At 58.3% G+C, this 22,320-nt stretch carries 20 protein-coding genes and 1 pseudogene; 9 read left to right on the forward strand and 12 right to left on the reverse strand.

From position 1 onward, the window contains the following. The 3 genes and pseudogenes from G455_RS26180 to G455_RS24900 all read right to left on the reverse strand — a co-directional run. On the reverse strand, positions 1–295 hold a 295-nt coding region (locus G455_RS26180), incomplete at its 3' end, for a transposase (RefSeq protein ID WP_205620487.1). Between the two features lie 59 nt (positions 296–354). Further along, positions 355–543 (reverse strand): annotated as a pseudogene (locus tag G455_RS26185) (MerR family transcriptional regulator); the annotation flags it as partial. 12 nt (positions 544–555) lie between these two features. Beyond that, positions 556–3,060 carry a heavy metal translocating P-type ATPase gene (locus G455_RS24900; RefSeq protein WP_038068303.1) on the reverse strand — a complete coding sequence of 835 codons (2,505 nt, stop codon included), beginning with the start codon at positions 3,058–3,060 and terminating at the stop codon, positions 556–558. Between the two features lie 174 nt (positions 3,061–3,234). On the opposite strand from G455_RS24900, the gene G455_RS26190 reads away from it, so the two are divergent. Beyond that, a complete protein-coding gene (locus tag G455_RS26190; protein WP_009573644.1) occupies positions 3,235–3,432 on the forward strand; it encodes a heavy-metal-associated domain-containing protein in 198 nt (65 codons plus the stop codon). 88 nt (positions 3,433–3,520) lie between these two features. Here G455_RS26190 and G455_RS0120570 read toward each other — a convergent pair whose 3' ends face one another. The 8 genes from G455_RS0120570 to G455_RS26195 all read right to left on the reverse strand — a co-directional run bounded on the left by G455_RS0120570 (position 3,521) and on the right by G455_RS26195 (position 9,615). Then, positions 3,521–3,841: a YnfA family protein gene (locus G455_RS0120570; protein WP_009573643.1), complete on the reverse strand. Its 321-nt coding sequence runs from the start codon at positions 3,839–3,841 to the stop codon at positions 3,521–3,523. A gap of 118 nt (positions 3,842–3,959) precedes the next feature. Then, positions 3,960–4,688 (reverse strand): DsbA family protein, encoded by a 729-nt coding sequence (locus G455_RS0120575; protein WP_028095397.1) that lies wholly within the window; start codon positions 4,686–4,688, stop codon positions 3,960–3,962. Between the two features lie 5 nt (positions 4,689–4,693). Next, positions 4,694–5,164: a c-type cytochrome gene (locus G455_RS0120580; RefSeq protein WP_009573641.1), complete on the reverse strand. Its 471-nt coding sequence runs from the start codon at positions 5,162–5,164 to the stop codon at positions 4,694–4,696. Continuing rightward, positions 5,161–6,555, reverse strand: coding sequence for a multicopper oxidase family protein (locus G455_RS0120585; RefSeq protein ID WP_028095398.1), 1,395 nt, complete (start codon positions 6,553–6,555; stop codon positions 5,161–5,163). The genes G455_RS0120580 and G455_RS0120585 overlap by 4 nt, the downstream gene beginning before the upstream one ends. 56 nt (positions 6,556–6,611) lie before the next feature. After that, positions 6,612–7,547: a c-type cytochrome gene (locus G455_RS0120590; RefSeq protein ID WP_009573639.1), complete on the reverse strand. Its 936-nt coding sequence runs from the start codon at positions 7,545–7,547 to the stop codon at positions 6,612–6,614. An 11-nt stretch (positions 7,548–7,558) separates the two neighbouring features. Continuing rightward, on the reverse strand, positions 7,559–8,131 hold the full coding sequence (locus tag G455_RS0120595) for a c-type cytochrome (RefSeq protein ID WP_009573638.1): 573 nt from the start codon (positions 8,129–8,131) through the stop codon (positions 7,559–7,561). A gap of 426 nt (positions 8,132–8,557) precedes the next feature. Next, positions 8,558–9,022, reverse strand: a complete 465-nt coding sequence (locus G455_RS0120605; protein ID WP_009573637.1) for a c-type cytochrome — start codon at positions 9,020–9,022, stop codon at positions 8,558–8,560. Between the two features lie 29 nt (positions 9,023–9,051). Continuing rightward, on the reverse strand, positions 9,052–9,615 hold the full coding sequence (locus G455_RS26195; RefSeq protein WP_009573636.1) for a L,D-transpeptidase: 564 nt from the start codon (positions 9,613–9,615) through the stop codon (positions 9,052–9,054). Positions 9,616–9,778: 163 nt separating this feature from the next. Here G455_RS26195 and G455_RS24905 point away from each other — a divergent pair, with 163 nt between their 5' ends. The 8 genes from G455_RS24905 to G455_RS0120650 all read left to right on the forward strand — a co-directional run bounded on the left by G455_RS24905 (position 9,779) and on the right by G455_RS0120650 (position 21,101). Next, positions 9,779–10,075, forward strand: a complete 297-nt coding sequence (locus G455_RS24905; protein WP_009573635.1) for a DUF2933 domain-containing protein — start codon at positions 9,779–9,781, stop codon at positions 10,073–10,075. A gap of 251 nt (positions 10,076–10,326) precedes the next feature. Further along, a complete protein-coding gene (locus G455_RS0120615; RefSeq protein ID WP_009573630.1) occupies positions 10,327–12,507 on the forward strand; it encodes a protein-disulfide reductase DsbD family protein in 2,181 nt (726 codons plus the stop codon). Positions 12,508–13,069: 562 nt separating this feature from the next. Then, positions 13,070–14,251, forward strand: a complete 1,182-nt coding sequence (locus G455_RS0120625) for a YncE family protein (RefSeq protein ID WP_229861855.1) — start codon at positions 13,070–13,072, stop codon at positions 14,249–14,251. A gap of 33 nt (positions 14,252–14,284) precedes the next feature. Continuing rightward, the gene (locus G455_RS0120630; RefSeq protein WP_009573627.1) at positions 14,285–15,670 is read left to right on the forward strand and encodes an MBL fold metallo-hydrolase; all 1,386 of its coding nucleotides are present in this window, start codon (positions 14,285–14,287) and stop codon (positions 15,668–15,670) included. Next, the gene (locus tag G455_RS0120635; RefSeq protein ID WP_009573626.1) at positions 15,667–17,181 is read left to right on the forward strand and encodes a thymidine phosphorylase family protein; all 1,515 of its coding nucleotides are present in this window, start codon (positions 15,667–15,669) and stop codon (positions 17,179–17,181) included. The genes G455_RS0120630 and G455_RS0120635 overlap by 4 nt, the downstream gene beginning before the upstream one ends. Next, positions 17,181–18,071 carry a ribose-phosphate diphosphokinase gene (locus G455_RS0120640; RefSeq protein WP_009573625.1) on the forward strand — a complete coding sequence of 297 codons (891 nt, stop codon included), beginning with the start codon at positions 17,181–17,183 and terminating at the stop codon, positions 18,069–18,071. Before G455_RS0120635 ends, G455_RS0120640 begins: the two co-directional genes overlap by 1 nt. A 65-nt stretch (positions 18,072–18,136) precedes the next feature. Further along, complete coding sequence (locus G455_RS0120645; RefSeq protein WP_009573624.1) at positions 18,137–20,497, forward strand: copper-transporting P-type ATPase; 2,361 nt, start codon at positions 18,137–18,139, stop codon at positions 20,495–20,497. Between the two features lie 121 nt (positions 20,498–20,618). Then, a complete protein-coding gene (locus G455_RS0120650) occupies positions 20,619–21,101 on the forward strand; it encodes a c-type cytochrome (protein ID WP_028095400.1) in 483 nt (160 codons plus the stop codon). A 57-nt stretch (positions 21,102–21,158) separates the two neighbouring features. On the opposite strand, the gene lgt is transcribed toward G455_RS0120650, so the two are convergent. Further along, positions 21,159–22,064 carry a prolipoprotein diacylglyceryl transferase gene (gene lgt, locus G455_RS0120655; protein ID WP_028095401.1) on the reverse strand — a complete coding sequence of 302 codons (906 nt, stop codon included), beginning with the start codon at positions 22,062–22,064 and terminating at the stop codon, positions 21,159–21,161. Between the last annotated feature and the right edge of the window lie 256 nt (positions 22,065–22,320).

A 22,320-nucleotide genomic window follows, 5' to 3' on the forward strand; every position in this document is an offset into this window, starting at 1 on the left:
CGATCAGCATCGGATCGAAGGTGCCGTTCCGGTCGCGGGGGATGTCCAGAACGACCTTGCCGCTGTCGGTGGTCACGGTCTTCTGACTGCTGCCATTGCGCCGATTGGCCGGCTGATTATACCCCTCAGGGGCTTCCTCGGCGCGTTCTTCACCGAGATGGACGTCCATCTCCGTGCTCAGTGCCCGTTCCGCCAGCGCCTTTGTCAGCTCGGACAGAATGCCGTCCTTGCCAAACAAATCACCAGGCGCGCGGCCTTCCATCAATCGGTCCAAGATCTCTTTATCGATGCTCATACGTGGGTCTCCTCTTCGAGCAGTTACCACGTCAGCGCACAAAATTCAGGATAGTCCCTACGGCAGTCTTCGATTGTAAATCCCAAGGCTCGCGCTCGTCCGATGAATGCCAGCTTATGAAAATCGATCTCTCTGAAGCTTCGATACCCGTTTGCAGCGCGCAAAGGTGTTACTAGACCGATATCCTCATAGTAGCGAATGGTCTTGGCCGGCACTCCTGACCGCTCGGCAACATCACCAATGTTCATTTCTGCCTCCTCTCACTCGGCCGGGACGGGGGCGAAGTCCTCCACCCGCCCAGACTCTTGGCGCTCGTCCATCGCCGGTCTTACGCGCCGCAGCCGCAAGGCGTTCGTCAAGACAAAGACCGAGCTAAGTGCCATCGCACCGGCAGCGACGACCGGTGACAGCAGCACGGCGAAACTCGGATAAAGCGCTCCGGCGGCCAAGGGTATCAAAGCCACATTGTAACCAAAGGCCCAACCAAGGTTCTGTTTGATGTTTCGCATGGTGTGTCGCGAGATCTCGAAAGCGTTCACAACGCCGCGAAGATCACCGGACATCAATACGACATCTGCGCTTTCGATCGCCACATCCGTGCCAGTGCCGATGGCGATGCCAACATCCGCGTGGGCGAGCGCGGGTGCATCGTTGATGCCATCGCCAACAAAGGCCAATGTGCCCTGCTGGCGCAGATTTTCCAGTGCCGCCACCTTGCCGTCGGGCAAGACCCCCGCGATCACGTGGTCGATACCAGTCTCTTCGGCAATTGCTTCTGCCGTTTCGCGTTTGTCGCCGGTAATCATTGCCACCTTCAAACCCAGACTGTGCAGTGCGGCAATCGCGGCTCGGCTCGAGGGTTTGACCGGATCGGCGACGCCAATCGCAGCCACCGCCTTGCCATTGATTGCGGCGAAGAGTGCGGTGCGACCTTGCCGTGCGAGCATAGTTTCAGCCTCTGCGAGTTCACCAAGATCGATCCCTTCGCGCTGCATCATTCGGTCAGCTCCGACAACAACCTCGGCCCCGTCAACGATGGCGCGCACGCCATACCCTGTAATCGAAGTAAACGCGCTCGGTTCCGACAGTCTGATGTTTTCCGCCTGCGCGCCGCGCACGATAGCTTCGGCGATCGGGTGTTCTGATCTGGCTTCGACCGATGCGACTGCCGCAAGAACGGTGCAGCGCTCGGCTCCTTCCGCCAGCACAAGGTCGGTCAGCGCGGGACGTCCGGCGGTGACGGTGCCGGTCTTGTCCAGAGCGACAACCTTGACGTCCCCCAATGCTTGCAGAGCATCCCCCTTGCGGAACAACACGCCCATTTCAGCAGCGCGACCGGTCCCGACCATGATCGACGTCGGCGTCGCCAGTCCCATCGCGCAGGGACAAGCAATGATGAGAACTGAGACACCCGCGACCAGCGCATAGGTGAGGGCGGGATCAGGGCCGAATATTAGCCAGACAAGGATCGTCAAGGCGGCGAGGGTCATCACAGCGGGGACGAACCAAAGCGTGATCCGATCCACCAACCCTTGAATGGGGAGCTTGGCGCCCTGCGCATCTTCGACCATGCGGATGATTTGGGACAACGTGGTATCCGCACCAACACGCGTTGCTTTATAGGTCAGACTGCCCGCGCCATTGACCGTACCGCCCGTGACAGGATCACCAGCCGACTTGCCGACCGGCACGGGTTCCCCGGTGATCATGCTTTCATCGACATGGCTTTCGCCGTCCACAACCTCACCGTCCACGGCGAGTCGTTCTCCGGGGCGCACAACAATCAGATCTCCGGTGCGCAAGGCATCGATCTCGACCTCGACCGCATCGCCGTCACGCAAAATACGCGCCGTACGAGCCTGTAGGCCGAGCAGCTTCTCGATTGCAGCCCCTGTTCGCCCTTTCGCTCGCGCTTCGAGCCAGCGCCCGATCAGGATCAGGACCACGATGACCGCGGCGGCCTCGAAGTAGACAGCGCGGACGGCCTCGGGCATCAGCGACGGGAAGAACGTTGCGACAACTGAATAAAGATAAGCTGCGCCTGTGCCGACGGCGACCAGACTGTTCATGTCTGGAGCACCTTTCAGCAAGGCCGGAAACCCTTTCAGATAGAACTGTCGGCCGGGCCCAATGAGCACAGCCGTTGTGAGGATGAACTGGATCAACCAGCTGGCCTGCTGTCCTATGGTATTGTTGATCGCCATATGCACGGCCGGGATCAGGTGCCCGCCCATTTCCATCAGGAAAACCGGCAAAGCGAGTGCTGCGGCCAGTGCCACCCGGCGTGCCAACCCGCGCGCTTCCTCTTCTTTTCGCGAAGTGCGATCCTGTGTTGCCGTGGCCTCGGCCACGCTGGCTGGATATCCGGCTTGCTCGGATGCACGGATGAGGGCCACAGGGTCGGTCATGCCCTCAAGATATGTGATGCGCGCATTTTCCGCCGCAAGATTAACGTTGACCTCCAACACGCCGGGAACCGAGGCAAGTGCCTTATCGACGCGCCCGACACAAGAAGCACATGACATGGACGCGATGTTCAGCGTCACGGATGCCGTTCGCGCTGGATACCCGAGATCTTTCAGGGCTTGGACCGCATCTTGCAGGTGGGACGAACCATCCACGCTGAAACGCGCAGTCTCGTTCGCGAGGTTCACCGAGACATCGGATATTCCCCTCAACGCGGCTAGGCCCCGATCCACGCGCCCTACGCATGAGGCGCAAGACATTCCTTCAATCGAGAGTGTCACTTTGGATTGATCTGTCATTTCAGTCTCCTGGAATCCCATTTGACACCCCAAATAGGAGTTCCAGTGACTGGAAGGTCAATACCCAATTTGAACTTTCCTGGCTTCGCTTTAAAAATCTACGGAGACCCTTGACCTTCCCCCCACTGGAAGCCCCATCTGCACTGAACAAGCTGTCACAGAGGAGACATCGACATGAAATTCAACGTTCCCGACATGAGTTGTGGTCATTGCACCAGTACGATCGAAAAGGCGATCAAGGCAGCTGACGCAAATGCGAGCGTATCTTGCGACATTCCGGCCCGCACGGTTTCTGTTGAAGGTGCACTGTCAACAGAACGGCTGACGGCCCTGCTTCGTGAAGCTGGGTACGAAAATACCGTGACTGCCTAATCTATGGGTCATCGCACCCGTCGTGACGGGTGCGATGACCTAGCGATTTCTAGCGACGGATTTGCCTGGTTTTCTGAGGTTCCGCAGATCATGAGCGCGAAGGCAACAGGATGAGAGCACTGCCTAGGAGGCAAAGAAGAATGCCTGCAATGTCCCAGCGGTCCGGTCGGCTCCCCTCCACTAGCCACATCCAGATCATGGACGCCGCTATGTAGACGCCCCCGTAAGCTGCATATGCCCGACCGGCCATTTCGCTTTCTGCGCGCGTCAAAAGCCATGCGAAGAGTGCCAAACTTACCAGACCTGGCCCGACCAAAAGCGGCGAACGATCGAGCCGCAACCATGCCCAGAAAGCAAAACATCCAGCGATCTCGGCAAAGGCAGCAATAAGATACCAAAGGTAAGTCATCTTCTCGCCGCCTCTTTCAGTGGTAGGCCGTGCCTAGGTCTTTTGGTCTGTAGGGGCTCCGACTCATTCGCCTGCATCATTGCTCATCGGGCGTGATGTCAGAACCCACCGCAGAGTGCTAGTTTGCCGACGCCCGCACGTTGTCGACCAGTTCCGTGAGCTTATCGCTTTCCACGAAGCCTGGAACCAGATTGTCGCCGATCACAAATGAAGGCGTGCCACTGAAGCCGAGCGACTGCGTCAACCGCATCGAGGTCGCGATATGCTCTTCAATTTCGGGGCGCTCCATGTCAGTTTGAAGGCGTTCGATGTCGAGACCGACCTCTTGTGCTATCCTGAGAACGCTTGCTTCTTCCGCCCGGCCGTTCATACCCATTAGGGCCCAGTGGAATGCCTCATACTTGCCTTGCAGCCGCGATGCGAGTGCAGCTTTGGTTGCAAACACGGATCCGTCCCCGAGAATTGGCCATTCGCGATAGACCAGACGCACATTGGGGTCAGCCTCCAGCAGTGCCAGAACTTCCGGCATAGCGCGGCGACAATATGGGCAGTTGTAATCGAAAAATTCGATAACGGTCACATCCCCATCGGGATTGCCGAGAACCGGTGCATTCGGGTCTTGCTCGAGCAATTGTCGCTGATCGCGCAAGACGGTTGCCTGCGCTTGTGCCTGGGCTTCGGCGTCCTGACGTTGAAGTATTTCGACTGCTTCCATGATGATTTGCGGATTCTCGCGGATAGCCTCATATACAAGTTCCTTGACCCGCGCTTCGTCCAGGTCTGCGGCCTGCACTGCCATTGGAAGTAAGGCAAATGACGATACGAGCATCAAATTTCTGAAAATCATGTCCATTATCCCTCTTGTTCTGCTGCTGTGCGTGCGGCCTGAGCATTGCGCTCTCGCTCTGGCCAGGTCGACTTAATGAAGCCGAGAATGTTCCAAATTTCCTGATCTGTGAGTTTGCCGGCGAAGCCCGGCATGCCACTGTCGAAATCTGAGCCCTGTTGTCGCATCAGTTCCGCCCCCCCGAGCTTGGTGTAGGAGAACAAAATCTGGTCACTATGGTGCCAGGTATGACCGTTGCGATCATGCGGCGGCGCGGGCAGGCGGCCATCTGAACCAGGGCTTCGCCAGTCTGGTTGCCCTTCGAGATTGGCGCCATGGCAGGACGCACAGTTTTCAGAATAGAGAGCTTGCCCCAGTTCGATATTGACGTCGTCAAACGGGGAAGAACCCTGGGAGGCATTGCCGCTGAACCACCAGGTTGCACCTAGCCCAATCAGGCCAATGGATGAAATTACCGCCAGGTAAGCTGATCTCATGCGACCTCCAGCCACGTCATCATGCCGGATGCCGCGTGCGAGAGCATGTGACAGTGAAACAGCCACTTTCCCGGATTGTCGGCAACGAAGGCGATCTCGCGAGTCTCGCCACCGAACATCAGCAAGGTATCCCGCAGGGGACCAACTTCACCGCCCTCCAGCACCTCCCGGAAATGCATCCCGTGCAAATGCATGGCGTGGGGGAAGGATGTATCGTTGTAGATCTCCACTCGCGCTGTTTCACCGCGTGACAGGCTAGCCAGTGGCTTCTCGGTCATGCCCACGGTACCATTGAAAGCCCAGAACTGGTTCGCGTCGACCAGTTGGCGGAACGTTTTTCGCTCACCCTCAAGTATGGCTGCGTCAAGGTTGCCCATTGCCCCGCCTTCCATGTTGAGCCTGATGCGTCTCGCCTGCTCCAGTCCCGGCACATCCATATTAGGGTTCGGTGGCAGAACTTGGGGGACATCCCGCACAGCGGAGGCCAAAGTGCCGGTCACGCGAAACTCGGTTTGGGCAAATCCCTGGCCGTCTTCAAGCCGCACCAGATGAGCACTTTCCCCTTCATCCGCAATGACGTCGACAAACAAATCCGCTCGTTGGCCCGGCCCAAGGATGATCGGTTCGCTGATCTCACTCGGCGTCACCAGTGGCATTCCGTCGAACGCCATCACCCACCCCTTTAGACCTGACAGGCCCAAAACAAAGATCCTGGCATTTGCCGCGTTGATCAACCGAAGCCGCATCCGCTCACCCTGGCTCACGTTGAGCGTAGAATTGAAGCTTCCGTTGGTGGCGACAAAGTTGCCACGTCGGCCTGCATGGCTACGATCATGAACGGCTTCAAAATCTGGGTCGAGTTGTGCGGTCTCCGGGTTGAGGAGCCAATCGTCAAGAATAAGGACTTCATCGCGATCAACATCCGGGGCTATCGGTTCTTCGACGATCAACGCTCCGTAGAGCCCACGAGCGACCTGTTCGACGGAGCGATTATGCGCGTGAAACCAAAAAGTTCCTGCATCTGGAACGGCAAAATCGTAGTCGAAGGTTTCGCCTGTGGGGATGGCATCTTGGGTGAGCCCGGCCACGCCGTCCATCGCATTTGATATCCGCACGCCATGCCAGTGCAGGGACGTCGCCTGCGGCAACTTGTTGACGAGCCGACGTTGAAGACGCGCGCCCTGCCGAACACGGATCACGGGGCCAGGAAACTTTCCGTCATAGCCCCAAATCTCCGTCTTGGGGTAGTCCGGAGGGGCGAGTTGTACGGCGCCACTTTGCGCTGTCATCACCTGAAATTCAGGGGTGGCTGCAGATCCGGCCTTGGGGAAGAAGCTCAACGCACTCATTGCCAACCCCGATTGAATGAATGCTCTTCTGGTGTGTGTCATTTCGTTCTCGTTTGTTGTGCGAGCCAGTTTTGGCTCACACATTGTCTCTATTGCAGTCACATGTCTTTATTAGCAGCGGCGCCCTCGCCCTGAGCGACCCGGTCGGCTCGAGGTTCGTCACCATCAAGCAAGTACACGGCCATCGCTTCCAGATCATCGGGGGACAAAAAGCGCGTATTGCCCTGCACGACCTCCACCATGCTGCCGCCGAAAGCGTCGCCTGACGGCGTCACGCCAGTACGCAACGCATAGGCGAGGTTGGAAACGGTCCAGCCGCGTTCCGCCAGAGAGTTCGGCGTGATCGAAGGCGCCTTGCTCCCCCCTGGCAATGCCTCATTTCCAGCAAAAACCGCGTCAAGCAGGCGCCCGCCTCCGATATTGCGTGGCGTGTGGCAAGCACCGCAATGTGCTGCACCTCGAACCAGCTCGCGACCGCGGTTCCATTGTGCGTTTTTCTCGTCAATGGGTTCCGTGGGTGGATCGTAGAGATAGGCCGCCCGCCATAGCTTCAGGCCCCATCTCTGATCGAAAGGAAACTTGACATCATGCTCAAGCGCTGCCTCGGCGACTGGTGGCACGGTCTGGAAAGCTGCCCAAAGGTCGGCAATGTCCTGATCCGTGAAATCCGCATAGAACGGATAGGAAAAAGCGGGATAATACGGCTCTCCGCTAGGACTAATGCCCTGGCGAACCGCCTTGGCGAACTGCTCAACCGTCCACCCCCCGATGCCGTTCTCTTTGTCTGTCGTCAGATTGGGCGGAAAAAACGTGCCAAAATCTGTCGCCAGCCCCGCGCCGCCTGCGAGTGCGGCGCCGCCAGCCTCTGAATTGGTGTGGCATGAAATGCACCCGGATACGCGAGCCAAATAGGCGCCGCGCTGGACATCACCCGTTTGCGTGATCGACGCGGGCACCTTGCCAATCGGCCAGATCACAAGGCCGCCGACCACAAGGGCGCAAAGCGCCCCTGCAGCAAAGACCAGTTTTTTCATCCGGCACATCTTTACTTCGCCTCGTAGCGGAATTTCGCGTGACATGCCGAACATGTCTGGGTCACCATGTTGAATGCCCCATCTGCGGGCATCGAGGCATAGTCCATCATCGGGCTTCCTGACGAAGTTCCCATCATGGACGAAGCTCCCATCATGCTTCCGGGGGATTGCGTGCCCATCATGGAGCCTGCATCCATTCCCGCACCTGACGCCATAAGCCCGTTGTCGGCGGCCTCGGCAAGACCTTCGCTAACCACCTTGAGCTGCTCTGCGAGCGCACTGAATTCTTCCCAATCCGACCAGATCTCGGACTTTGCTTCGGACGGTTTCCCAGCAGACCCTTCGGGAAACAATTCGGTCATGCCTTCGCTATGTTCGACAAAGACGCGTGCTCCCGTACGAACAGCTTCAGCATCATAGGTGATTTCACCACGCATCATCGGAGCCAGTTCTTTGACCGATTGCCCCATGGCCATCATGCCGTCCATGCGTTCTTTGACGACACCTTCCGCGCCACCATGTGCAAATGCAGCTGCGGCCATTGTCGTTCCAGCCAAGAGGCCGATCATCAGTTTGCTTTTCATCGTTCCGTATCCTGTATTTCCATGCTTGATAGATTTAATTTGATGAGGCGTGGTTGCCCCTAGGTCAGGATAGGTGTTTGGGAGGCGGGGTGTCCCTTAGGACATTCCGGTTAGAAAAGCTCTGATCTGGATGTTCGCGAGGCAATTGCGACAAGTTGGTCGAAGCTCTCGGAGCTGATAAAATGACAATTACCATATTTTTCGAGCAGTCCGGCCCCGGATCGCAATGCCCGGGGAGAAGATTATCTGCATCTTCCTCATGAGAGGTCTGATGTTTTTGCGCACTTCGTTCGGAAACTTTGGCAGCGACCGTTTCATGGCCAATTGCATCGAGAGATCCCGCCGGGAGGACGACAAATAACGCGATCGAGACCAACAGGAGAATCTGGATCGCGCTACGGAATATGTTCAGCCTGGCGACCAAAGTCAGTTGATCCCGTTCGCGCGCTGCAGTTCGCGCACGTATCCCGCAATCATCTTCACATCACCTTGGGTGAGGCCTTCAACGGGAGGCATATTGCCAAAATTCCAGTGATGAGATTGGACGCCGTTTTGCGCCGCATTCAGGAACGCGGCATCCGAATGGTGGTTCGGCTCGTAGATTTTGTGAACAAGCGGAGGAGCGACCCCATTCTGGCCTGCGGCATTTTCACCATGACAGCTGGCGCATTTTGCCTCGAACGCGCGTTGCCCCATTTGGGCTTGCGGAGAGAATTCAGCTGGAAGGAGTACATTGGCAATGGGCGCGCCCTGAGGTATGCCGCTCGTGTCCGGCGGAACCATTGAGTGTCCTTGAGCAGTCTGCGCCGGGGCCGGCTGCAACGCCTGCCAACCGACCGCTCCAAGGCCGAGCACGAAGAACCCGCCAACGAACCATCCCCAGAAATTCATAGTGTTTTACTCTCCTGCATGTGATCCGTTCAGATCAACTTAACCTGCGTCCCGACCGGCGTGCGGTCGAAGACCTCTTCTATATGTTCGTTGTAAAGGCCGATGCAGCCGTTTGATGATCTACGCCCGATTTTCCGCGTGTCTTGAGTTCCGTGGATCCTGTAGTATTGCCACGACAGATAGAGCGCACGCGTTCCCAAAGGATTGGAGGGATCTCCTCCAGGCACATAGGCTGGCCATTCCGGGTTGCGTTCACGCATTGAAGGGGTCGGCGCCCAACCTGGATTTTCCCGTTTCTCGACAACTTCTGTATACCCGCGCTTCGTCAATTCATCAGTCAAGGGAACAGAGGTCGGGTAAATCCGCATCTCTTCATCTTCTGTCCAGTGTTGGAGCACCTTTGTGACAGTATCCGAAATGATGATGCCCTTCCCGAGACGGTCAAAGTGATCACGCCAATTGTGGAGAACGAACGACGAGATATTGCGTCTTACCACACCAGCCTCTTCCGCCCGGAGAGTGTGGGGGGTCATCAAGAATGCGCCTGAAATTGCAATCAGGCTCCGCCTGTTCAAACTCGGTCTCTCTGCCATTTGTTCGTCCTTGGTTACTCAATTGGACGAGACAGGCATTGCTCAGATGGGGCTGAATCTCAACCGCAACAGGCCGCAAGATTTGTATCGAAGTGTATCCTTGACCTTCCAGCGGGAGATCAAGCTAAACAGGATACGTTGACCAAAATCAGAGGTGGATTCCATGCAAGAGGATAGCGAGTCAGGTGGCAATCGCCACGGAAAGTTGATGCACTGGGGCATGATGGCTTGCTGTGCTGTCATGCTTCTACCCATCGCAGCTTTCCTGATTGGCGGAGGCACCGTCGCAGGCCTTTGGGCAAACGCTACCGTCTTTGCGCCTCTGGTGCTCTGCGTTGGCGCCCATTTTGTGATGCACAAGATGATGGGGCGTTCATGCCATGGAAGCGACAAGCACAAGAAGACCGCCCCCCAGCCAGTGCTGATTGAAGATATGACCGACAGCGCCGTCCGGCGGTAAGTCGAAATGAGAACAAGAGCGCGGCTGGCGACTGTCTTCTTGGGAGCGATTTTCGTGAGCGCTTGTTCCGGCGGACCAGTCCTGTGCCCGACAAACCCGCCGCCAACTTTGTCGACAAAGTCACCAGAGCTGGAGCTGCCCAATGGATGTCGTCTGGCAGGGCCTATCTCCAACGGTGTGGGCCAGTTGGATTGTGTAAACGGCCGATCAGGCTTTGTTGCCACTCAAGTTCAAAGCCTGGAGATAGTGCGATGACCATCTGGCGCTCGCCAATCCGTCTTGCTTTCTGCGGTACCCTCGCTGCCGCAATGTTCTGGCTCTTGATCCCCTTTGCTGCAACGGCCGAGGTATCAGTCGCCCACAAGGTCACTGCGGTGGAAGCGCGGCTGATCTCCGCCGAGGATGCCGTTTCCGCCGAAGCTCAAACGCTCTCCGCCGGTCTGGATCTGAACCTTGCTGACGGATGGAAAACCTATTGGCGTTCGCCTGGCGAGGTTGGCATTCCGCCACAGATCGACTGGAGCGGGTCGACGAATGTCGCGGGCGTTGATTTCCTATGGCCTGCGCCCGAGCGGTTCACTGCCTTTGGCATCGAAAACTTCGGCTATCATGATGAGGTTGTCTTTCCACTTCAGATCACCCTGAAGGATCCTGGGGAACCTGTCGAACTCAGAGCAAACGTCAAGCTCTTGACCTGCTCAGCAGTTTGTGTCCCCCAGGATTTTGACTTGGCACTTTCGTTGCCTCAGGGGAACTCAATCGATCAAGTCTCGGCTAATCGTATCGGGGCATTTCTCGCACGCGTTCCGGCGGAAGGAGGAGCGGCAGGCGTGACCGCCGCCACATCCCATATAAACGATGATTTCACCCGCCTAACGATAGAAATAGCTGCCACGACTGCCTTCAAAACCCCGGACGTCTTTCCTGAAATTGGTGATGGCAACACGTTGGGGAAGCCCGACATTCGCCTTGGGGCAAGCGGGCGAACGCTTTGGGCTGAATTCCCAATTCTTGCCTACATGGCAGATACAGACGCGCCGCCACGGGTAACCGTGACGGACGGGCCGGATCACGCCCTCACCGTCACGCCAGATCGGGCAACAACCGCCCCAACTCCCCCTTTCAGTATTGATCGGGTGGTCCCCGGCATTGATCAAGTGATCTGGATCGCCATCATCGCTTTTCTTGGGGGCTTGATCCTGAACGCCATGCCTTGCGTGCTTCCTGTTCTGTCGATCAAGTTATCTTCTGCCCTGAAATCCGAAGGACGCGGCAATGCCCAAGTCAGGGCAGGCTTCTTGGCCGCCGCCGCCGGAGTCATGGTCTTTATGTGGGCACTCGCGGCTGTTCTCTTCGCATTGCAAAAGATTGGCGTTGCCGTCGGTTGGGGGCTCCAGTTCCAGAGCCCAACGTTCCTGGTTCTGATGCTCCTGATCCTTGGTCTGTTCACCGCAAACCTGTTTGGACTGTTCGAATTCTCTTTGCCTGCCGCCCTGACAACGCGGTTGATGAAAGCAGGAGGTACGGCCGGGTATGGAGCGGATTTTGCCACCGGATTTTTCGGGGCGGTCATGGCTACTCCCTGCTCCGCGCCGTTTCTTGGAACAGCTATCGCATTCGCACTTGCGGGGCGGGTGATAGACATCGCTGTCGTTTTCACCTTTCTCGGGTTAGGTCTGGCCAGCCCATATCTGTTGGTGGCCATCGTGCCGAACGTTGTTCGGTTCGTGCCCAAGCCCGGCCGCTGGATGATCGCCTTGAAAGCCGGCCTTGGCATCCTCCTGATGGGTACCGCGGCATGGCTGTTCTATGTCCTGCTCGGCGTTGCTGGATCGCGCGCGGCCCTAACAGTTGCATCTCTCGGTGCGGTTATGCTCTTCATAGCGGCATCGCCCTGGGTGCCAAGATCTCTTCGCTGGCCCTTTGGGCTGGCGCTGGCGGCACTCGCGGTCGCGGCCGCGCCATTCTTGGCAACACCCGCCGCACCCGATGCCCAAGCAGGAAAAATTGCCTGGGTCACATTTGACCGCGGCGATATTGCCCGTCGAGTATCACGCGGAGAGGTCGTTTTTGTCGATGTAACCGCCGATTGGTGTTTGACCTGCAAAGCCAACAAGGCGCTCGTTCTTGAACGCGACCCGGTTCTTTCGGCATTGAACAGCTCTGGTGTCACGCCGATGCTGGCCGACTGGACCCGCCCAGATGACGCGATCACCCGTTTTTTGGAGACCAACAACCGTTACGGCATTCCATTCAACGCGGTTTATGGGCCGTCTGCTCCCGAAGGAATTATCCTATCTGAAATATTGTCGACTCAGGATGTTCTTGCTGCTCTGCACGCGGCGCGTCCGGGGGCCGCTCAAGCAACGCTCATCGAGGACGATGTGAAGGTTTCCAGATTTGGAAACACTTTGGAGCAAAGTGCCGACTGAGTAATTTCGCCTAAGCTGCGCATCAAGGACGCCGAGTCAGGCAGCATTTAACGCCCTGATTTAGATCAACCACACCATCTGGATAGCGTGTTATAATCACCTAGGAAGGACTCAAATCATGCGATCAAGGCCACATATCGATGTCAGAAGAGTGTCGCGTATTCGCGTCAGCTTCGTCCTGATATTGATCGGAGCCTTGTTTTTCGGTCTCATTGCCGATGGTTTGCATGCGCATGAGGGCGAGCCTGCCGGGTTAGAGACGCAGATTGTTCAGGTCACCGACGCAAATTCCTCCGTCCACGTTATTCTGGACGCGGATTGCGGAATTCATCCCGGTTGCGCCGCTGCTCTGATCCCTAACGGGCTTGTCAGCGCAGTAGTTTCGAACCGTAGCACGCGAATGGTAATGTCGTGGCGGCAATCGGCGTCTTTCGCCGATGACGAATTCATACACGTCCCCATTCTCTTCTGAGCATTCCAGTCAGCGAGGTAGCGAAGCGCCTCCCTTTCGGCTTTTACGCCAATCGTGACGCTTAGGTTTTTCGACAGGCTCGTAGTCTGGATGTCCGGATTCTACCTGACCGCGCTCCTCACTTCATTCGCTCCTATCAACCGTGGATCCGCCGGTTTTCTGCCCTCGCCACGGCCACCGCATGATCTCGACCAGATAAAGGTTCCAAAAATGAACATGTCGTCCCGCATCGCCTATACGCTCGCCACTTTGTTCGTGTCAGCACCAGCTTTGGCCGCTCCGCCTACGGTCTTCATTCCAGAGGGCAGCGCCAATTCAGTCCTGATGGTTCAGGCGGAGACTGGAAAAGTCCTGCGTCGGATCAATGATGTCGAGGCGGTCCACGGTCTCGCAGGCGCACCCGGCGTGCCGTATCTGGTCGCCGGCAGCTATTCGGAGATCCCGCGCGAGGATGTCGCGTCGCTAGAAAAGCCCTCCACCGTGTCTGCAGACGATCACGCCGCGCACCACGCACCAAAGGCCGCGCCAATGGGGCCACCGGATGCCGGGATCAGTCTTCTCTCGATTCTGGACGCAAAAAGTGGCGATATCCTCCGCCGGATAGAGGTGCCGGGTGCCGTACATCATACGGCAGTTTCCCCTGATGGACGCTTTGCCGTTGCGACCCATCCGGCAGGTGACGGAATATCGGTGATTGACTTGGCGACTTTCGGCATGACGGCATTTGTCCCGACTGGATCGATGCCGAACTATGCAGCGTTCGGAACTGATCCAAATCTCGTCTACGTCTCCAACACCGGTAACGGAACGATCAGCGAAGTAGATCTGTCGCGGGGTATCGTTCGTCGCAACTTCATTGCAGGTGACACCCCGGAACATATGGCGGTTTCGCCCGAAACTGATCGACTCTTTGTCGCAGACGCGGACGCAGGTCAGGTTCTGGAACTGTCTTTGAGTACCGGTGAAAAGCTGCGGACCTTCGAAATTGGCGGCGAGATTCATGGACTGGGGCTGTCAAATGATGGGGCAACTTTGTTCGTCGCGGGTAGGGGAGAGGACAAACTCGCCTCAGTTGCACTCGCTACCGGGGAAGTGCGCACAGCCACGCTTGCACCAGAACCCTACCACCTGACGGTAATTCCAGGCTCCGACATCCTTTATGTCTCAAGCCGTGCAGAGCCCGTGGTTTGGCTCATCGATACCAGCTCACTGCAAACGCGTGAAACAGTTTCTGTCGAAGGAGAAGGACATCAGATGGTGGCGCTTCCCTGAAGGGCTGCCGATGGGAATGAAAGGCACAGGATCATGGCACAGGACACTCGCCCAACACTTCGTTTTCTGGGAGCCGCCGGAACAGTAACCGGATCGCGCTATCTGATTGAAACCGGGGATCGCCGCATTCTAGTTGATTGTGGCTTGTTTCAAGGCTTCAAATCGCTGCGGGACCGCAACCGCAAGGCGTTTCCGGTACGCCCCACCACCATTGACACCGTACTTCTGACGCACGCGCATCTCGATCATTCAGGCTATCTGCCTGCGCTGATCCGCGGCGGGTATCGAGGGAAGGTGATGTGTACCGAAGCGACGGAGGAACTCTGCGGCCTGATCCTGCCGGACAGCGGCCATATCCAGGAAGAGGAGGCACGTTTTGCCAAAAGGCACCGATACTCCAAGCACAAGAACCCCAAGCCGCTCTACACGTTGAAAGATGCTCAGGCGGCGCTTGAGCATTTGCACAGAGTTCCCTTCAACAGCACAGTCGATGTTGGTGACGGAATATCCGCAGAGTTCATCCCGGCGGGCCATTTGCTCGGTGCGGCGCAGATCCGTATCAGACTGCCAGGAAGGACAATCCACTTCAGTGGCGACCTCGGCCGACAGAACGACGCACTGATGCGACCACCACAACCGTTCTCAGGTGCGGACGTGTTGGTTTGTGAATCCACCTATGGCAATCGCCATCACGCAGCCATCGACGCGGAGGAAGAGCTTCTGCCAATCCTGAAACGTGTTTTCGGGCGGGGCGGTACGGTTCTCATCCCCTCATTCGCGGTTGGGCGCGCGCAGGGGCTTATGTATCACATTGCACGCCTGCAAAACCGCGGCGAGATCCCATATGTGCCGGTTTATCTCAACTCGCCAATGGCGATCGACGCGACCGAAATCTACCACGGCCATCACGAAGAACATCACGTTGCCTGGGAGGATTGCCTTGCGATGTTCCAGATCGCCAAGCGGGTCACTTCGGTCGAGGAGTCGAAGAAGCTGAACACGCAGCATGGCCCGATGATCATCATTTCGGCGAGCGGCATGTTGACCGGCGGGCGGATCCTGCATCACCTCGCCAGCTTCGGCGGCGACCCGCGCAACGCAATCCTGCTGTCGGGCTTTCAGGCTGGCGGTACCCGCGGGGCGGCACTGGCCGCTGGCGCGGACAGTCTGCGCATGTTCGGTCGAGATTTCCCGATCAGGGCAGAGGTGATCCAGCTCGAAGCCTTTTCCGGACATGCCGATGCCGAAGAGTTGCTGGCCTGGATGCGCGCGTCGGATCGCGCGCCGCGCATGACCTATGTGACTCACGGCGAACCTTCTGCCTCGGACCGGCTGCGCTGGCGGATCGAACATGAACTCGGCTGGCCTGCCCGCGCCCCCGAACACCTCGAAACGATCCGGCTGGACAATCCAAAATGACAGAAATCGACAATACGCTCGCCCTGTCCCGCGCGGGGATCGACACTTACCGGCAACCCGTTGTCTTCATGCGCGAAGACTGCCACGTCTGCCGCGCCGAAGGCTTCGCAGCCCTGACCCGGATCGAGGTCACGCTCGGCGACAGGTCGGTGATTGCCACGCTGAACGTGTTGACCAATGGCGACTGGCTGCCCGACGACACTGCCGCCTTGTCGGAAGAAGCCTGGGCCGCCCTGAAGCCCCAACCGGGGGACCGGGCAAGTTTTACGCACCCGGAGCCACCGGACTCCGTCTCAGCGATCCGCGCCAAGGTCTATGGAGAAACCCTTGAGCAGCAAAGGTTCGACGCAATCATTCGTGACGTCCTCGATCATCGTCTCTCCGATCTCGATCTGGCAGCCTTCATCACCGCCTGCGCGGGCGACCGGCTTTCGATTGCGGAAACCATCGCACTGACCCGATCCATGCAGGCGGCGGGCGAAACGCTGGATTGGGGCGGCGCCGAGATCTACGACAAGCATTGCGTCGGGGGGCTTCCAGGAAACCGCACCACGCCGATCATCGTTTCGATCATCGCGGCGGCGGGGCTGATGATCCCCAAGACCTCTTCTCGCGCGATCACTTCCCCCGCAGGCACGGCCGACACGATGGAGGTCATGGCTCCCGTCTCGCTCGACATCCCCGCGTTGAGACGCGTCGTCGAGGCTGAGGGCGGGTGCATCGTTTGGGGGGGCAACCTCGCTCTCAGCCCTGCGGACGATGTTCTGATCCGGATTGAACGGCCACTCGATTTCGACAGCGACGGACAGCTGGTGGCGAGCGTCTTGTCGAAGAAGGCTGCGGTCGGTGCGAAGCGCGTGCTGATCGATGTGCCCGTCGGACCAACGGCCAAGGTCCGCTCGGCGGAAACCGCCGCTGCGCTGGCAGAGCGGCTCCGCGCCGTTGGCAAGGCCATCGGCCTGACGCTCTCGATCCATCAAAGCGACGGGACTGCACCTGTCGGACGCGGAATTGGACCCGCACTTGAAGCCCAAGATGTCCTTGCCGTGCTACGCCGCAACGAGAACTTCCCTGTCGACCTGCGCGACCGTGCACTCGACATCGCTGGAGCGCTGCTGGACCTTGTCCCCGAGACGGGCGGCGCGGGCGGGCGAAAGGTGGCCGCACAGCTGCTCGACAGCGGCGCTGCCGAGGCGAAGTTCATTGCGATTTGCGATGCACAAGGCGGTTTCACTGAGCCCGGTGAGGCGCGTTATCATGCGGTGATCACCTCCCGCACGGCGGGGCGCCTCATTGCGATTGACAATCGCCGCATCGCGCGCACAGCGAAACTCGCCGGCGCACCGCGGCAGCAGCTCGCAGGGCTGCGCCTTCTGGTCCAGATCGGTGACCATATCGAATTTGGCAAGCCGCTGTTCGAGATCCACGCCGAAACGCTGGGAGAACTGGAATACGCCCGCTCCTATGCCGAGGCGCAATTGGGACTTTGCACAATTGAGGAGGCAAACTGATGACCATTATCGCCCCCTTTCCCGGCATGGAGCCATTGGCGCGCAGAATGGCGGCGACATCCGGTGCCGAAATCCAGCCGGTGGACTTGCACCATTTTCCCGATGGTGAAACCCTCGTGAAGCTCGGCGGCGATCCTGCAGGACGCGAAATCGCCTTCCTCGCCACGTTGCGCGATCCTGATCGGCTGGCGTTGCCTCTGCGTTTCGCAGCTCTGACGGCGCGCGAACTTGGGGCCGCGCGTGTGGGGCTGGTCGCGCCCTATCTTGGCTACATGCGCCAGGACAAGCGGTTTCATCCACGCGAAGCTGTGAGCGCCCCGATCTTCGCGGGATTTCTTGATGAATGTTTCGACTGGGTGATGACCGCTGACCCCCATCTGCATCGCAACCCGAGCCTTTCAGCGCTGTTCCGCATTCCCGCATATCGTGTCGCCACAGCCCCTCTGCTGGCCGACTGGATTGCGGCGAACGTTCCAGAGGCCGTGCTCCTTGGGCCTGACAGCGAAAGCCAGCAATGGGTGGCTGAAGTCGCCAGGCTCGCCGGACGCCCCTACGAAGTGCTGACAAAACATCGCTCCGGGGATCGGCAGGTCGAGATCAGCCTGCCGGGCAGCGCCGTTTTCCGACAGGGGACACCCGTGATCCTCGATGATATCGCCTCGTCCGGACACACGCTGATCCGAACGCTCGAACAACTCGAGCAGGCCGGTGCCCGACCTGCGACTTGCGTAATTATCCACGCGGTTTTCGCACACGGCGCAGAGGAAGCAATCCGCCATGCCGGTGCCGCGCGGATCGTCAGTACCGATACGATTCCACACTCAACGAACGCAGTCTGCGTCGGCGAGCTGTTAGCGACAGAAATGAAAGTTGCTCAATGCGCCACTTGACCTTCCAGTTACTGGAAGAATTAGGTTTGAGGCAATGAGCTAGAAATACGGGAAAGGATCCCCGAATGAACAACCATCACGAACATGCCAACGGATCTGACGATCAAGTTCCTTCTGGCTACGCGGGCACGGTCTTCACTTGCCCGATGCACCCCGAGGTACGCCGCGCCGAACCGGGAGATTGCCCGAAATGCCAGATGCATCTGGTGCCGGAGGGCGAGCCCTCGCAACACCACGCCCATCATCAGCACACGGGCGACGCGGTGGAGCCAAACCACTTGGACTCGGTTCCCAACGACTACACTGGCCCGGTTTATACCTGTCCGATGCACCCTCAGGTGCGCCAGACGCATCCCGGGTCTTGTCCGATCTGCGGTATGGGGCTGGAACTGGAATCGGCCGCCATGGAAGCGGAAGGCCCGAACCCGGAGCTTGTGGACTTCAGCCGTCGTTTCTGGGTGGGGGCCATTTTGACCGTACCGCTCCTTGTGCTGACCATGGGCCCCTATCTTGGCCTGAGCGGGGTGCGCGAGATATTCGGTGAACGCGTCACCCTCTGGGTCGAACTCGCGCTCGGGACACCCGTTGTCTTTTGGTCCGGCTGGCCTTTCCTTGTTCGTGGCTGGAACTCGTTCCGGACAAGGAACCTCAATATGTTCAGTCTCATTGCCATGGGTGTAAGCGCCGCATGGCTGTTCAGCATCATCGCCGTCCTGGCACCGGGCATATTCCCCGATGGGTTCCGGGATGCCGAAGGGCATGTCGGCGTCTATTTCGAGGCGGCGGCTGTGATCGTCACGCTGGTCCTTGTGGGACAGGTGATGGAGCTGCGCGCTCGCGAAGGCACTGGCAAGGCGATCCGTGCTCTTCTGGATATGGCCGCCAAGACGGCACGTATTATCCGCGACGACGGAAGCGAGGAAGAGGTTCCATTGGAACAGGTCCAGGTCGGCGACCGACTACGTGTGCGACCCGGTGACAAGGTGCCGGTCGATGGTATGGTCGTCGAAGGCAGGTCCTCAGTTGACGAAAGCATGATCACGGGCGAGCCGGTACCGGTAGAAAAGGTCGGAGGAGACCCTGTAACGGGCGCCACGATCAACGGAACCGGCAGCCTGATCATGGAGGCGACGCGCGTCGGCGCCGACACGATGCTGAGCCAAATCGTCGAGATGGTGGCCAATGCGCAGCGGTCTCGCGCGCCGATCCAGAAATACGCCGACAAGGTCTCCGGATATTTCGTGCCTGCAGTTATTGGCATCGCCGTGCTGGCCTTCATTGGCTGGGCCATTTGGGGCCCGGTCCCGGCCCTTTCCTATGCTCTTATTGCGGCCGTTGCCGTTCTCATCATCGCTTGTCCCTGTGCCCTCGGCCTTGCGACACCGATGTCTATCATGACGGCGACGGGGCGCGGCGCGCAGGCGGGTGTCCTGATCAGGAATGCAGAGGCACTGGAACGGTTCGAGAAGGTCGATACCCTGATCGTCGACAAGACCGGCACGCTGACGGAAGGCAAGCCGAAACTTGTCGGCGTCTACCCTGAACCGGGTCACGATGAGGTAGAAGTGCTTCGGCTTGCCGCATCGCTGGAACGCGGCTCCGAGCATCCTCTCGCGGAAGCCATCGTACGCGGTGCTGAAGAGCGTGGCGTCGACCTGGCAAAAGCCGACGCCTTCGAGGCGGTCACCGGCAAGGGCGTCAAAGGCACGGTGGACGGGCGGGTAGTGGCGCTCGGCAACGTGAAACTCCTGACTGACCTCGGACTTGATGCAGCAGAGCTTCGGGACAAGGCGGATGCCCGTCGGGATAATGGCGAAACGGTTATGTTTGTCGTCGTCGAGAATGACGTTGCCGGTCTTGTCAGCGTCGCAGACCCGGTAAAGGCGACCACACCGGCCGCCCTGAAGGAACTGCACGCACTTGGGTTCCGTATTATCATGGCGACGGGAGACAATGAGCGTACCGCTAGGGCCGTCGCGTCCAGTCTAGGCATCGACGAGATCCGCGCCGATGTGATGCCGGAAGACAAAGCGAAGATCATCAAGGAACTTCAGGCCAAGGGGCACAAGGTTGCCATGGCCGGCGACGGTGTCAACGATGCACCTGCCCTGGCTCAGGCCGATGTCGGGATTGCCATGGGCACCGGCGCCGATGTGGCCATTGAGAGCGCAGGGTTCACGCTCGTCAAAGGGAACCTCGACGGTATCGTGCGTGCGCGCAAACTCGCCCGCGCGACCATGCGGAACATACGCCAGAACCTGTTCTTTGCTCTGATCTACAACACTGCGGGCGTGCCCGTCGCTGCGGGGATCTTGTTCCCATTCCTCGGGATCTTGATCAGTCCGATGTTTGCGGCCTTTGCCATGAGCGCTTCCTCAATCTCGGTCGTCCTAAACTCCCTTCGGCTACGGCGCGCGCAGATTTGAGGGGAAACAAGAACGATCGCGAGGTCCATCAGACCGTTCAATAAACAGTATTGGGTACAATCCATCGCCGGAGAAGGGGCAACAGCGTTCAGACAATCACCTGCAAACCAAGGAGACCAAAATGACCTACATTTCCAGACAGATGATCTTAGCCATTGCTGTGGTGTGGGGGCTGCCAGTCGGCGCCCAAGACAGCGGGCATATGACAGATAATGGGGCGATGAGTCAGATGATGAGCTCCGGACTGTTCCTGCCAAACATGGATGCAGCCAAGGGGCGTGCGCTGTTCGCCTCGAAAGGCTGTGTCGTTTGTCATTCTATCAACGGGGTCGGAGGCGAGGATGCCCCCGCCCTTGATGCAGCGTATATGGACCTGCCAATGAACCCGTTTGAATTTGCCGCCCGAATGTGGCGCGGCGCGCCGGCGATGGTCGCTGCCCAAGAGGATGAGCTCGGCGGGCAAATTGAATTCACAGGTCAGGAGCTTGCCGATATCATCGCGTTCGTTCACGATTCCGAAGAACAGAAGGCATTCTCTGCCGGCGACATCCCCGAAAAGATTGAAGAAATGATGCACCAAATGGGTGAGGAGGATCACGACTGAAGCGTCAGGGGATATCGCAGTAGAATAAGGCAATGCGTCGAAAGTTTCATTTGCGCCCTAAGATGCCGATCCTATGGCGGACCGCTTCTGCGCCAGCCAAAGTAATCCAAATCCCGCGGCTAACATCGGCAAGGAAAGGACTTGCCCCATCGTAAGCCCCCAGTCACCAAACTGCACAACATACCCAATCGGATTGTTCACGTCTGCGAATTGAGCGTCGGGCTGGCGAAACAACTCTACAAAACTTCTCGCAAAACCATATCCGGCCAGGAAGAGCCCGCAAATTGCCCCTGGTGTCCTAAGCCATCCGCGCCGCCACGCAAGGAATAGGAGAGCGAAGCCAAGCAACAGGCCTTCCAAAAGGGCTTCGTACAGTTGCGAAGGATGCCGTGCGCAAATGTCGGTTATTCCCGGGCATGATTGCGCTGCGTCACCGGGAAATATGACGGCCCAGGGCATGTCCGATGGGCGGCCCCATAGTTCATTGTTTATGAAATTTGCGATCCGGCCCAAGAACAAGCCCGGAGGCGTTGCCAGAGCGAGAAGGTCAGCCATGCTCAGGAGCGGCATACGCTGACGGATGCCATAAACAAGCGCGGCAATGGTTACTCCAGCAAACCCACCATGAAATGACATTCCCCCTTGCCAGACCTTCAGAATTTCTAACGGATTGGCAAGATAGAACCCGCGCTGATAGAACATCACGAACCCTAACCGCCCGCCAACGATCACCCCGATGATAATCCAGGTCAAAAGATCCTCAATTTGGCGCGGTGTTAGCGGGGCGCCCGATGCAGGCCACAGAGCGGCGCGTTTGACCGTGGCAACACAAATTCTCCAGCCGACGAGAAGGCCGATGATATAGGCCAACGCATACCAGCGGAGAGTCAACGTAAACGTGCCGATCTCAACCGAAAATATATCCGGCCCGATATTTGGGAACGGAAGTGCGGACAAAGGCATGGACATTCTTTCTAGTCATTCGGGTGAGGTCGGATCGTGCACATACGCCGTTCGTGCTCTCTCATGGTTTGTTCATCGCGAGTGAAGCTTCCGCGGGCTATTGGCCCGACTGGAGTTCTTCCAAGGACTGCAAAATGACACTTTGGCGCGGGTCTTCGGAGGTGTCCCCCGTCAGCGCCAATGGCACAGATTTGAGGTTGTGATTTAAGGAGGATTTGGGCTTCGTCGTAGTGACGAAGGAACGAAGATGAAACCC

Origin of the sequence: Pseudodonghicola xiamenensis DSM 18339, assembly GCF_000429365.1 — a bacterium.
GTDB lineage: Bacteria > Pseudomonadota > Alphaproteobacteria > Rhodobacterales > Rhodobacteraceae > Pseudodonghicola > Pseudodonghicola xiamenensis.